This window comes from Kitasatospora sp. NPDC049285 (assembly GCF_040678815.1).
In the GTDB taxonomy this organism is placed as follows: domain Bacteria; phylum Actinomycetota; class Actinomycetes; order Streptomycetales; family Streptomycetaceae; genus Kitasatospora.
Genome location: NZ_JBFAQR010000009.1, coordinates 158,716 through 171,567, shown reverse-complemented (window position 1 = coordinate 171,567; position 12,852 = coordinate 158,716). Strand labels below are relative to the sequence as shown.

At 73.4% G+C, this 12,852-nt stretch carries 11 protein-coding genes; 4 read left to right on the top strand and 7 right to left on the bottom strand.

Annotated features, from left to right (window positions below; genetic code table 11):
- Window positions 1-209: 209 nt before the first annotated feature.
- The 3 genes from AB0K51_RS09685 to AB0K51_RS09675 are packed head-to-tail and all read right to left on the bottom strand — an operon-like array spanning window position 210 to window position 3,555.
- Window positions 210-881, bottom strand: a complete 672-nt coding sequence (locus tag AB0K51_RS09685) for a GAP family protein (RefSeq protein ID WP_363452430.1) — start codon at window positions 879-881, stop codon at window positions 210-212.
- A 19-nt stretch (window positions 882-900) separates the two neighbouring features.
- Complete coding sequence (locus AB0K51_RS09680; protein WP_363452428.1) at window positions 901-2,232, bottom strand: DUF1254 domain-containing protein; 1,332 nt, start codon at window positions 2,230-2,232, stop codon at window positions 901-903.
- A 27-nt stretch (window positions 2,233-2,259) separates the two neighbouring features.
- Entirely contained in the window at window positions 2,260-3,555 is a 1,296-nt protein-coding gene (locus tag AB0K51_RS09675) for a DUF1254 domain-containing protein (protein WP_363452426.1), read from the bottom strand.
- Window positions 3,556-3,736: 181 nt separating this feature from the next.
- Here AB0K51_RS09675 and AB0K51_RS09670 point away from each other — a divergent pair, with 181 nt between their 5' ends.
- Window positions 3,737-4,729 (top strand): NAD-dependent epimerase/dehydratase family protein, encoded by a 993-nt coding sequence (locus AB0K51_RS09670; RefSeq protein ID WP_363452424.1) that lies wholly within the window; start codon window positions 3,737-3,739, stop codon window positions 4,727-4,729.
- A gap of 174 nt (window positions 4,730-4,903) precedes the next feature.
- Here AB0K51_RS09670 and AB0K51_RS09665 read toward each other — a convergent pair whose 3' ends face one another.
- Window positions 4,904-5,992 carry a family 2 encapsulin nanocompartment cargo protein polyprenyl transferase gene (locus AB0K51_RS09665; protein WP_363452422.1) on the bottom strand — a complete coding sequence of 363 codons (1,089 nt, stop codon included), beginning with the start codon at window positions 5,990-5,992 and terminating at the stop codon, window positions 4,904-4,906.
- A gap of 23 nt (window positions 5,993-6,015) precedes the next feature.
- Window positions 6,016-7,419, bottom strand: coding sequence for a family 2B encapsulin nanocompartment shell protein (locus tag AB0K51_RS09660; RefSeq protein WP_363452420.1), 1,404 nt, complete (start codon window positions 7,417-7,419; stop codon window positions 6,016-6,018).
- 347 nt (window positions 7,420-7,766) lie between these two features.
- Here AB0K51_RS09660 and AB0K51_RS09655 point away from each other — a divergent pair, with 347 nt between their 5' ends.
- Entirely contained in the window at window positions 7,767-8,858 is a 1,092-nt protein-coding gene (locus AB0K51_RS09655; protein ID WP_363452418.1) for an ATP-grasp domain-containing protein, read from the top strand.
- 15 nt (window positions 8,859-8,873) lie between these two features.
- Here the strand turns inward: AB0K51_RS09655 and AB0K51_RS09650 are convergent, their stop codons facing one another.
- Together AB0K51_RS09650 and AB0K51_RS09645 are read right to left on the bottom strand one after the other, a co-directional pair.
- Window positions 8,874-9,443 carry a methylated-DNA--[protein]-cysteine S-methyltransferase gene (locus tag AB0K51_RS09650; RefSeq protein ID WP_363452416.1) on the bottom strand — a complete coding sequence of 190 codons (570 nt, stop codon included), beginning with the start codon at window positions 9,441-9,443 and terminating at the stop codon, window positions 8,874-8,876.
- Between the two features lie 413 nt (window positions 9,444-9,856).
- Complete coding sequence (locus tag AB0K51_RS09645; protein ID WP_363452414.1) at window positions 9,857-10,081, bottom strand: hypothetical protein; 225 nt, start codon at window positions 10,079-10,081, stop codon at window positions 9,857-9,859.
- Between the two features lie 192 nt (window positions 10,082-10,273).
- On the opposite strand from AB0K51_RS09645, the gene AB0K51_RS09640 reads away from it, so the two are divergent.
- Together AB0K51_RS09640 and AB0K51_RS09635 are read left to right on the top strand one after the other, a co-directional pair.
- The gene (locus AB0K51_RS09640) at window positions 10,274-11,623 is read left to right on the top strand and encodes a chloride channel protein (RefSeq protein ID WP_363452412.1); all 1,350 of its coding nucleotides are present in this window, start codon (window positions 10,274-10,276) and stop codon (window positions 11,621-11,623) included.
- 518 nt (window positions 11,624-12,141) lie between these two features.
- Window positions 12,142-12,426, top strand: a complete 285-nt coding sequence (locus AB0K51_RS09635) for a hypothetical protein (RefSeq protein WP_363452410.1) — start codon at window positions 12,142-12,144, stop codon at window positions 12,424-12,426.
- The last annotated feature ends 426 nt before the right edge of the window (window positions 12,427-12,852 follow it).

The following is a 12,852-nucleotide window of genomic DNA, read 5'->3' as shown; positions in this document are numbered from 1 at the left end:
CGTCACCGTCCTGACGGACCGTCGGCAGTCCCTCACCTCCCCGGCGGGGGCGCGCCTTGCGCATCACGCCAGGTCGGCGTCCGACGAGAAGCCGGCGAGGTGCGTGCCCGGCGGCGACCGCCCGGCGTGAGCCGCCGGGACGGGGTCGGCGGGAACGACTCCGTCCCGGCCGAGGTGTGCCGGGGGTACGGGGCTGCGGCGCGGCCGTCTCAGCCGGTCAGGCCCGAGAGCGCGTCGCCGACGTACTTCACGCCCAGCACCACGAACAGCACCAGCATGATCGCCGCGTTGTGCGCGGCCATCCACGCCTTCCACTCGCCGAGCACCTTCGCCGCCCCGTCCCCGCCGAGCAGGTACACCCCGAGCGGCACCGTGGTGCACAGCGAGCCGATCAGCACCAGCAGGGCCGCCGCCAGCGCCTTCCCGCCGCCGCTCGCACCGCTGGTGGCGATGGAGACCGCGCCGCCGACGGCCAGCACCAGGTTCTTCGGGTTGGCGGCGACCAGGGCCGCCGCGAGACCCGCGGACCTCGCCGGGGTGAAGGCGTCGATCGCCCGCATCCAGCTAGGCGGCTCGGTGACGTGCCCCTCCCGCGAGCGGCCGCGCCACTGCCGGCCCGCCAGCAGCAGGAACAGCACGCCCAGTGCCAGCTTCAGCCAGGACGACCAGTCGGACCCGCCCCCGCCGGCCCCGATGCCGGAGCCGGCCGCCACCACCACCGCGGTGACCGCCGCCAGCGCCGCCACCCAGCCCGCCGTGAACGCGATCCCGTTGGCACGACCGCGCGGGGTGGCGAGCATCAGGACCACTGCGATCAGCGGCAGCGGGGAGATCGCGATGCCGACCGCGGAGGCCAGCATCGGCCCGATCGCCTCGCCCATCGCCGTGCCCTCCTCCCGGTCAGCGCGGCTGGATCATCGGCAGCCGGTAGCTGCCGTCCAGCACCGCCTCCTGCGGCTGGTACATCCGCACCATCGGCCGGAACCCGCCCTCCGGCGTGGGCAGCCAGTTCGCGAACTCCTCGGCCCGGTCCGGCCGTTCGCGCTGCAGCCAGAGGGTCAGCGACCCGTCGGCGCCGTACACCAGCCCCGGTGTGCGGTCGCCGATCGAGTACCGGTCGATCTCGTTGGCGACCAGCAGGTACTCGGGGACGCCGTACATGGTCACCGACCAGAACGCGTGGACCGGCGGCGGCTGTTCGAACCGCAGGGTGTAGGCGCGGGAGCCGTCCAGCGGGACGCCGTCCGCGTCGTGGTAGGTGGTCGCGTAGGCCGCCTCGTACGCGTGGTTGCCCCACAGGCCCATCCGGGCGGCCACCGCACGGGTCAGGTAGCCGGCCCGGCGGTCGGCGGTCCGCCACTGCGGCTCGTCCCGGGTGCCGGGGCCCAGGAAGTCGACGTTGTAGTCGAACAGGTGCAGGTTGGCCGTCCACTCCCCGGTGGCCTCGCCGGACTGCCGGGTCGCCGCCTCCACCCGCTCGCGGCCCGCCGCCAGGCCCCTGGCCAGCGCCGCCGTCCACTCGGCCGGCCCGTCCAGGTACGGCGAGCGCCCCTGGTCGAGCAGGCCGATCGGGGCGAAGCGCTGCTGGTACTCGACGTCCGGCCCGGCCGGCGGGAACGCCGCCGCCCACACCCGCAGCTTCTCCAGCAGCGCCAGCGCCTCCGGCACCCCCGGATCGGGCTCCGGCAGCCCGGCCAGGACGCCGACCGGCGCCGGCGGAGTCAGCGTCAACCCCCGCTGCAGCTCCCGCACCCGGCCGAGGTCCTCAGGCCCCGCGCAGGCGTTGCGCACCGCGATCGCCGCCACCGTGGTCGGCGAGCTGATCACCGGTACCCCTTCGGGCGGGGTGCCCTGCCAACCCGGCGGCGCCAGCAGCCAGGTCTGCTCCGCCGTGCCGGACGAACGGCGGCCCACGTAGGCGAAGTTGTCGGTCCAGGCGTCGATGAACTGCAGCACGTCGTACGCCCCGCCGGTGTCCGGCACGTGCAGCAGCAACGGCCCGCCGGACAGGTCGAGCGGGGCCACCGAGTACACCGTGTCGTTGTTCACCGACACGAACGCCGAGTCGGGCGTGGCCAGTTGGGCGGCGTGCCCGAAGGTGTTCCACGCGGTCGCACCGATCGAGCTCATGCCCTTGCGGTGGAAGGTGTCCACCATGGTCAGGCCGGCGACCAGCGGGTAGCCGTACACGAAGGCGTCGGCGGCCAGCATCTCGGGCGTGGCGTCAGCCATGCGAACGTCCTTTCCTGCTCTGCGGGTTCAGCGGAGAGTGGGCTCGGGCAGCCGCCAACGGCCGTCCAGCAGCTCGGGCCCGGGGCCGTACGCGCGCACTGCCACGAAGTACGGGCCCTCCGGCGCCGGCAGCCAGTTCGCCGACTCCGCCGGCCCGCCCGGCCGTTCGTGCTGGACGTACAGGGTCAGCGACCCGTCCGCGCCGTACACCAGCCCCGGCGTGCGGTCGCCGATCGAGTACCGGTCGATCTCGTTGGCGACCAGCAGCCGCTCCGGGAGCCGGTACACGGTCGCCGACCAGAAGAACCGCGCCTGGGGCAGCCCCCCGGCCGGGAAGTGCAGCACGACCGGCTTCCCGCCGCCCTCCTGCGACACCCAGCCGCCGTACCAGGCCTCCTCCTCCGGCAGCCCGTACAGGCCCTTGAACGCGCCGCGCGCCCGGTCCAGGTACCGGGTGCCCAGCTGCTCCCGGGTGCCGAACAGCCCCGCACCGGTGGTCGCCCCCTCGGCCGCCTCCGCCAGCCGCGCCCGGCCGTCCGCGATGCCCGCCAGCAGCGCCTCGCGGACCTCCGCGGTCAGCGCGGCCGGCTCGAAGTCGCCGCCTCCGACGCCCAGTTCGGCCAGCTTGCTGCGCAGCTCGGCCTCCGCCGGCAGCACCGGGAAGAAGCCCAGCAGGAAGTCCAGGTAGGAGAAGAACTCCAGCGTCCCGAGCACCTCCTCGCCCCGCCACACCGGCCACACCGGCTCCGCCGCGACCGGCCGCGGCGTCCCCAGGTGCTCGCTCAGCGGCTTCAGCACGTACCCCGCCTGCACCCGCTCCAGCTCCGGCACGTCCGCGGGCCCCGCCAGGTACGTCCGCCCGAGGATGCCGACCAGGTTGGTGTCCGCCCGCAGCACCCCGTCGAAGCCCTCCGGCGGCTCGGAGCGGTGCCCCGGCCCGGCGATCAGGAACCGACCGGCGCCGTTCCCGGTGGTCCGCGACCCGACGAAGCCCACGTACGCGGTGTCCAGGTCGTGCACCGGCAGCACGTGGTACCGCTCGGTGGCCGGCACCTCCAGCACCCACGGCTCGGCCCGCAGGTCCAGCCACGCCCACGAGTACGGCGTGTCGTTGTTCGGCGTCACCACGTCGGTGTTGTCCGGGGTGAACGGGTGCGGGTAGTGCCGGAACGTGCCGAAACCCCCGACGTACCGGGGGTCCGCGTCGTCGATCGCCTGCGGGTAGATCGTCCGGTAGTTCTCCAGCAGCGGATAGCCCCACACCCAGGCGTCCGCCGCCGTCTGCCGGACCGTCGCCGGATCCACGATCGCCGGATTGCCCATGCCGACCACCCTTCTCCCCCGACAAAAGGGAACACTCAGACAAACCGGTACACCCGGATGCTATGCGCCCCACCCCCGCCCGGCACCTCGGCCCTCCGACGCCCCGTCAGCTGACGCCCCGTCGCTCCGCTCCCAGTGAACGTGCGGGTACCCGCCCGCCGCCCGGGACAGGCTGACCGGCATGGACATCCTTCTGCTCGGCGGATCCAAGTTCCTCGGCCGCGCCTACGCCGCCGAGGCCCTCGCCCGCGGCCACCGGGTCACCACCTTCAACCGCGGCGTCAGCCGCACCGACCTGCCCGGCGTCGAAGCCGTCCACGGCGACCGCACCAGCGCCGACGACCTGCGGCGCCTGGTCGACGGACGCCGCTGGGACGCCGTCATCGACACCTCCGGCCAGCAACCGCACGACGTCGCCACCGCGGCCCGGCTGCTGCGCGACCGCGCCGACCACTACAGCTTCGTCTCCTCGGTCCACGCCTTCGCCGACTGGCCCGCCCTGCCCGTCGACGAGAACTCCCCCACCCACGACTGCCCCGGCGACGTCCCCGCCGACCAGCCCTTCAGCAACGCCCTCAAGGCCGGCTGCGAACGCGCCCTCACCGAGAACTTCGGCCCCACCGCCATCCTCAACTGCGGCCTGCTGATCGGCCCCCACGAACCCATCGGCCGCCTCCCCTGGTGGCTCGACCGGATCGCCCGCGGCGGCCGCGTCCTCGCCCCCGGTGCCCCCGACAACCCGATGAGCCTGATCGACGCCCGCGACTTCGCCGCGTTCGGCCTGCTGGTCGCCGAACAGGGCCTCACCGGCCGCTACGTCACCACCGCCCCCGTCGGCGCGACCACCACCGGCGAGCTCCTCACCGCCTGCCGCACCGTCACCGGCTCCGACGCCGAGTTCGTCTGGACCCCCGACGCCACCCTCCTCGCCGCCGACATCGCCCCCTGGGTCGAACTCCCCATCTGGGCCCCCACCATCGACGGCTGGCACGGCACCTGGCACGCCGACCCCACCAAAGCCGTCACCGCCGGTCTCCGCCCCCGCCCCCTCCTCGACACCGTCCGCGACACCTGGACCTGGCTCGAATCAGGCGGCCGCAAGGAGGTCACCTACCAGCAACTCGACACCCCCCTGGGGATCGACCCCGAAAAGGAGCGCCAGCTCCTTTCCTAAGGGGCTCGGGGATTCTTTAGGGGCCCGGGGAACGGCGGGGGTGCGTGGCGGCCAGGGTCACAGGGCGCTGCAAGGTCCCGGCGCATGGACGTCTCCAAGACCCACAGCCGACTTCAGACCGTCCGCCACTCACCTCGCAGTTCCCCGAGCCCCTGTCTTCTCCCCGCCGTCCGCCTAATAGGTCCGGCGTGTCACCAGCTCCGCCAGCGCCAGCAGTTCGTCCGCCTGGGAGGGGTCCGGCACTGCCGTGGCCAGGTGGCTGATGGCTGCGGCCATCCGCTCGCACGACTCGCCCTGGGCCCAGGCACGGCCACCCGCCCGGTCCACCGCGTCCGCGGCCTGGGCCAGCTCCGCAGGACTGAGCGGTCGGCCCAGCCCGTACAGCTCGGCGAGTTCCTCGCCCGCGGGCGTGCCGGAGCGCAGCGCGTACACGACGGGCAGCGACTTCTTCCTCGCGGCGAGGTCGGCCCCGACCGGCTTGCCGGTCACCGCGGGGTCGCCCCAGATGCCGATCAGGTCGTCGATCAGCTGGAAGGCGAGTCCGATCTCGCGGCCGAAGGCGTCCATCGCGTCGGCGGTCGCCACGTCCGCCCCCGCGTACAGCGCGCCGATCGCGCAGGCGGAGCCGAGCAGCGCGCCGGTCTTCCCCTCCGCCATCGCCAGGCATTCGGCCAGGGTGACGTCCGCGCGCTGTTCGAAGGAACAGTCGGCCTGCTGGCCGGCGCACAACTCGACCACGCAGTCGGCGAGTCGGCGCACCGCCGCGGCCGCGGCCGGGTGCGGGTCCTCGGCGAGCATTCGGAGGGCGAGCGAGTGCATCGCGTCGCCCGCGAGGATCGCGCCGGTGGTGCCGAACACCCGCCAGGCGGTGGGGCGGTGGCGGCGGGTGTGGTCGCGGTCGAGGACGTCGTCGTGCAGCAGGGTGAAGTTGTGGACCAGCTCGACCGCGGCGGCGGCACGGACCGCGTCCTGCGGGTGGCCGCCGACGGCCTGGCCGGCGGCGAGCACCAGCGCGGGGCGGATCGCCTTGCCGGAGCCGCCGGCGCTGGGGGTGCCGTCGGCCTCCAGCCAGCCGAAGTGGTAGCCGGAGACCAGCCGCATGGAGTCGGGCAGGGTGTCGACGGCGGCGCGCAGGGCCGGGTCGACGATGGTCCGGGCCCGGGTGAGCAGGGCGACCGCCTCCGCGGCGTCCCGTCCGCTCTCCTGGTGTTCGGGGCCTGCGCTGTCGCCGTGCCGGTCGCGTTCGGGTGCGGTGATGGCCATGGTGGTCCTCCCCCTCGGAGCGGTCAGTGCCAGTGGGCGGTGTCGACGTTCTCCAGCACGCCGACGGCGTCGGGGACGAGGATCGCGGCGGAGTAGTAGGCGCTGACCAGGTAGGAGATGACGGCCTTCTCGTCGATGCCCATGAAGCGGACGTTCAGGCCGGGCTCGACCTCGTCCGGCAGCGTGCCGGGGATCAGGCCGACCACGCCCTGGTTGTCCTCGCCGACCCGCATGGCCAGGATCGAGGTGGTGTTGCCGACCAGCGGGATCTTGTTGCAGGTGAGGATGGGGGTGCCGCGCCAGCTGGGCACGGTCTTGCCATCGACCTGGACGGCCTCGGGGTACAGGCCGCGGCGGCTGCACTCGCGGCCGAAGGCGGCGATCGCCTTGGGGTGCGCGAGGAAGAACCGGGTGCTGCGGCGGCGGCAGAGCAGCTCGTCCATGTCGTCCGGGGTGGGCGGGCCGGAGTGGGTCTGGATCCGCTGGTCGTACTCGGCGTTGCGCAGCAGGCCGAACTCCGGGTTGTTGACCAGCTCGTGCTCCTGGCGCTCGCGCAACGCCTCGATGGTGAGCCGGAGTTGGTGCTCGGTCTGGTTCATCGGCTTGTTGTAGAGGTCGGCGACCCGGCTGTGCACCCGCAGCACGGTCTGCGCGACGCTCAACTCGTACTCGCGCGGGGAGAGTTCGTAGTCCACGAAGGCGGTGGGCAGCTCGTGCTCACCGGCGTGGCCGGCCGACATGCCGATCTCGGCCTCGCCCTTGCGGTTCTGCGGCAGCTGGGAGTCGGCGATGAAGTCGAGGATCTGCGCGCGCAGCGCCTCGGAGCGGTCGGCGAGTTCCTGGAAGGCCGGCCAGGAGAGCACCAGCACCGTGCCGGCGGTGGCGGCCTTGACGCCGTAGGGCCAGCGGCGGTCGGCGAGGGTGAGCGCCTCGTCGCCGATGTGGTCGCCGTCGGCGAGGGTGCCCAGGACGGTGGCGTCGCCGTACCGGCCGGTGCCGATCTTGTTGACCTTGCCGTGCGCGACCAGGAAGACCTCGTCGATCTCCCGGCCCTGCTCGATCAGCACCTCGCCGGCCGCGAAGTCGCGCTGGACGAAACGGCCGGCGAGCTCCTCCAGCAGCGCGTCGTCCGGGAAGCCGCGCAGCACCGGGACCTCGCGCAGCGAGGGGGGCACCACCCGGAGCGCGCCGCCGGTCTGCGCGAAGCTGACCCGGCCGCGGCCGACCGCGTAGCTGAGCCGTCGGTTGACCCGGTAGGTGCCGCCGGAGACCTCGACCCACGGCAGCATCCGCAGCAGCCAGCGGTTGCTGATCTCCTGCATCTGCGGCGCGGACTTGCTGGTGGACGCCAGATTGCGGGCGGCGGCCACCGAGAGGCTGGTCTGCGACCCTGCCTGCGGAATTCCGGCGGTCGTTTCGGTCGTCATTTCCGAGGGGCCCCTGATCGTGTCGACGGCACGTTGCGGCAACCATGCTGACGTCCATTCAGGTGAGGCGGCAATCACTCGTGAGGGTGATTCAGTTGTGCGAAATTAATAGTGCGACCGGTGCGACCGTTCGATCACCGTTCGATCTCCGGTGCCCTCCGCGGGGCCGCCCGGACACCCCGTCGACACCCCCGCTTCGAGGTGTTCCCGCAGCTCGCCGACCCGCTGTTCGAATCGCTGCGGAACAGCGCTAAGGTGGCCCCCTCACCGGCATGGTGACCGGCGCCACAGGCAGTGCGGACAGGTCGGTGACCTCCCATCGGCATGCCCTTCTCAGGGAGACCTCCGTGATCGCGCCCGTCCGCGTCTGGCTGAACCGTACCTACGCCGAGAACGTCTTCTTCATCGACCTGCTGCGGGCCGCCCAACGCCCGGTCCAGGTCCTGGCCACCCACGTCGATCCCGACTCCCCGGTGCTCGCCGCCGCCGACCTGGGCATCCTCGAACCGGACGGCCTCTCCCCCGACGCTTACGTGGAATTCGCCCTGGAATTCTGCGCGCGCCACGACGTGGACGTCTTCCTCCCCCGCCTGCACCAGCTGGCCATTTCCCTGCGCCGACGGGAATTCGAGGCCCTCGGCACCGTACTGGTCTGCCCGCCCGCCGCCGCGATCGCCCTCTTCACCAGCAAGGTCGACGGCTACGAGGCGATGGACGCCGTCGGCCTGCCCACCCCGATGTGGCGCCCGGCCCGCGACGCGGCCGAACTGCTCGCCGCCGTCGAGGAGATCGAGGCCACCGGCGCCCAGGCCTGCCTGAAGCCCGCCAGCGGCGCCGGCGGCGAGGGCTTCCGGGTGCTCACCCGCGAGCCGTTCAGCCTCCGCCGGCTCGCCGGGTACGTCGATGCAAGCGTCCAACTCGACCAGGTGCTGGCCGCGTTGGACTCCGCCACCGAGCCCGCCGACCTGCTGGTGATGCCGTTCCTGAGCGGCCCCGAGGTCTCCGTCGACTGCCTGGCCGACCCGGACGGCCGGGTCCTCGCCGCGATCGGCCGCACCAAGCAGGGCCGCCGCCGCGGCTTCACCGTCGACCCCGCCTACCTGGAACCTGCCCGCCGCCTGGTCGAGGAGTTCGGCGTCGGCTTCCTCTCCAACGTCCAGTTCCGCCACGACCGCGGCCGCCCCGTGGTGCTGGACGTCAACACCCGCCCCTCCGGCGGCCTGCACCAGGTCCGGCTGTGCGGCCTCAACCTGCCCGCCGCCGCCATCGAACTCGCCCTCGGCGCCCGCCCGCTGCTCCCCAGCACCGGCGAACTCACCCTCGACGACTACGCCTTGGTGCCCACCATCCAGGCACTGCTGCCCCGCCAGGCCGCCGCCCCCGCACTGGAGCGGGTGCCCGTCGCGAGTGAACTCCTGCACGCCGCAGCCGCGTTGTAGGCCACACCGGAAGGCTCATCCGGCCGGACCGTCCCAGCCCGCCGGACCGTCCCAGTCCAGGGTCGCCGGCAGGGCGCCCTCCAGGGTGAGCAGCCAGCGCTTGACCTCCACGCCGTGCCACGCGCCGCCGAAGCCGCCCAGGCCGTCGGCGGCCACCACCCGGTGGCACGGCACCAGCAGCGGCAGCGGGTTCGCCCCCATCATCTGCCCCACCGTCCGGGCCGGCACCCCCGGCTCGGACGGCCCGCCGAACACCCCGCTACGGGCGGCGAGTTCGCCGTACGTGATGGTCCGCCCGTAGCCGACCTCCGCCAACAGGCACTGCAGCACCGCCCGGTGCGGGCCGGACGCGAACCGCCAGTCCAGCGGCAGCCCCAACTCCCGCCGCCGGCCCGCGAAGTACTCCCCCACGCGAGCCGTCACCAGCCCCCGCCGACGCTCGTCCGTGCACTCCGGCACCCCGATCGGCCGCCCCGCGAAGCTGTCCCCCGCATAGCTGGCCACCGCCACCCCGTCCGCCGTCACCCCGAACCGCATCACCCCACTCGGCAGCGGCGTCGCCACGGTCACCCAGGACAGCTCCATGCCGCCAAACCTACTACCGGCCCCCGACCACCGGACCCGCCTCCAGCCACTGAAGGCCTCCGCAGCACCCCGCCTCCCCCCTTCCCTCCCCGCACAACTCCGCCGGAGGCACCCCCCGATCCCGGGCCCCGGCAGAGCCGCATGCCACCCCCAGCCTCCAACCGGCCGCGTCCCCCTCCCCCACAGCCCCGCCGGAGGCACCCGCCGATCCCGGGCCCCGGCAGAGCCACATCCCACCCCCGCCTCACCCTCTCCCCTCCCCCACAGCTCCGCCGGAGGCACTCGTCGCTGCCTCCGGCGAAGCCGCATGCCCCCCGCCTCCGACCAGCCGCGCCCCCCTCTCCCCTCCCCCCACAGCTCCGCCGGAGGCGCTCGTCGCTGCCTGCCTCCGGCGAAGCCGCATGCCGCCCCGGTCAGAGGTGCTCGCGCAGGTAGCCGGACAGGGTGCGGCTCCAGGAGGCCAGCTCGGCGCGGTCCGCCGGGTCGCCGCCGCAGAGGGCCGCGAGCTGGGTCTCGGAGAGCTGTCCGCCCGCGGCGAGGGCGGAGAGTCCGGCGAGCATGGAGCTGAGTCGTTCGGCGTCGGCGTGGCTGAGCATCACCAGCGCGTCGGTGTGTCCGATGGTCATCGAACCGGGCATCTCGTCCTCCTCTGGTCGACCTCCGTACCCCGCCCTCCGTCCACCGTACGACCGGCCCGGCAGGCCCGCTCGGGTGTGCGCCTCGCCCGTTCGGCTCACCCCGTTGGCCGCGCTCGGCTGGACGTCGGACGGTCGAAGGACATGTGCCCGGCGGATCCCGCACCGCCGGTCGACGAAGTACTGGGAGCGCAGATGCCAGAGCAGGCCGCCGCCGGTCCGTCCCAGCCGCCCAGCCTGCGCGAGCTGCTCCTCACTCCCGGCTACGGGCGGCTGCTGCTGATCTCGGGTCTGGTCGGCATTCCGGTCTCGCTGGCGGCGTTCGGCTTCGTCAGCCTGGAGCACGAGTTGCAGCACTGGGTGTGGGAGAGCTTCCCGGAGCAATTGGGCTACAGCCGCGCGCCGTGGTGGTGGCCGCTGCCCGCGCTGCTGCTGGCCGGCCTGCTGCTGGTGCCGATCGTGACCCGGATGCCGGGCCGGGGCGGGCACATCCCGGTGCACGGACTCGGCGGCCCGCCCACCCTGCCCGTCGAGGTGCCGTCGGTGGTACTCGCGGCGCTGGCCTGCCTGCCGCTCGGCACCGTCCTCGGTCCGGAGGCGCCGCTGATGGCCCTCGGCAGCGGCCTGGCCCTGCTGACGGTCAGCGCCGCCAAACGCTCCGCCAGCCCCCGGCTCGCCCCGGTGCTGGGCGCGGCCGGCTCGACCGCGGCGATCTCCACCATCTTCGGCAGCCCGCTGGTCGCCGTGGTGATGATGCTCGAGGCCGCCGGGCTCGGCGGCGCCCAGCTCACCGTGGTGCTGCTGCCCAGCCTGCTCTCCGCGGGCATCGGCGCGCTGGTCTTCACCGGCTTCGGACACTGGACCGGACTGGCCATCGGCGCGCTCGAACTGCCGTCGGTGCCCCAGGCGCAACTGCCGGACGCGGGGGACTTCCTCTGGGGCATCCCCACGGCCGTGGTGATCGCGCTGGTGATGGTGGCCTGCAAGACCCTCGGCTACCGGGCCGCCGCGTTCACCGCCCACCGCATCGCCGGGCGCACCGTGCTCTGCGCCGCCCTGGTCGGCGTCTGCATCACGGGCTACGCGCTCGCCACCGGCCGCTCCCCCGAGGAGGCCGCGCTCTCCGGACAGATCGCCCTCGGCCAGCTCGCCGCCGACCCGCAGTCCTGGTCGATCGGCGCCCTGCTCGCCCTGGTCCTCTTCAAGGGCCTGGGCTGGGGCATCGCCCTCGGCTCCATGCGCGGCGGCCCGATCTTCCCCGCTGTGCTCATCGGCGCCGCCCTCGGCATCGCCGCCGGTGCCCTCCCCGGCTTCGGCATCGAAGCGGGCCTCGCCGCGGGCCTCGCCGCCAGCACCGCCGCCGTCACCCGCCTCCCCGTCACCAGCACCGTCCTCACCACCGCCCTCCTCGGCGCCCAAGCCGCCGACTCGGCCCCCCTCCTGATCGTCTCCGCCGTCGTCGCCTTCCTCACCGCCACCTTCGTCCACCGCATCGCCCCCACCCCGGACGAGGACCACGCCCCGGTCCCGACAACCACCGCCTGACGCAGCGTCAGGCTTCAGCACTCCGGATGACATCGCGCAGCCGCCTCGCTGCCCGGTCCCGCCACCCACCCGCCGCACCGCCACCCGGACGGTCCTGAAGATGCTCCCGACCACCCGCCGCCGCTGACCCGGAAACACCCGTGCGGCATATCCGCTGTTCAAGCCTCTCGCAGATCGAGTCCGCGTGACGGGTACCGCCGGAGCTGCTCCCACGCGGCCGCGTTCCTACCCGGCACGACTACGGCATGGCCCAGAGGGGTCGGGCCCAGTGCACTGGTCATGGCTTCTGCCAGCGGTTCCGACCGTCCTTGGCGGGCTTGCACACTGCAGCGCCTCCGGTGTCCGAGACGCCGACCGCCCCTTGGGGGGCACAGAACGCGCCGTAATGCACACCCTGTTGCGCGCTACCTCCGCCGCCATCACTGGTGTGAGTGGGTTCAGGCGCCGGAGGCTGTGGCGGCACCGTCTCATGCGCGGGCGGCGTGGTGGCCGGGGCCCCGGCTGGAGACGTCGCGGGTGTGCTCTCCCCCACCTGCGCCGTGGCCACGGCGGCAGGAGCCGCAGCCGGGCTCTCCGCGACCGATACCGACGACGACGGCGACGGCGACGCCGACGACGGACTCGGGGAGGGCTCCGGAGACGACGACGCCGCGGGACTGGGCGTACTGCTGGGTGCAGCGCTGGCCGACGCACTGCTCACGGAACCAGCGGGTGTCGTGCCGGCGGTGTCATGGTTGTCGCCACTTGAGCCGATCAGGATCAGCGTCCACAGGCAGCAGCCGGCAACGATGAGGGCTCGCTGAGCACGGCTGAGGCGCGTGGAGGACCATGCCCACGCGGAGCCGAGCGGCGGCAAGAACAGCAGCGCGGCGATCCGACCGGCTATGCCGGCTTTGCTGCGCGGCGGATGTTGCATGAGTGGCGCGCCATACAGAGGCGGAGGACCGTACGGAGGCCCGGGGGGAGGACTGTACGGAGGCGCAGGCGGAGGGCCGATCGGCGGCACGGAGGGCTGACCGTAGGAAGACATGAGGGTCCCAGTGAGTGCGGATTTCGTGGGTGCGCTGGTCGGGAATTGTGCCCTACTGGCTGATGTGCGGGCTGACTTTCCCTCAGATAAGCGCAGCCCTCAGTGCCCGGCCTGGAGCGACCTGCAGGCAGGACCAGCAGCCCGGGACCTGGTCATCACCGGCAGCGCGGTTGAGGCACGGAGGGACTGACGGCCTATC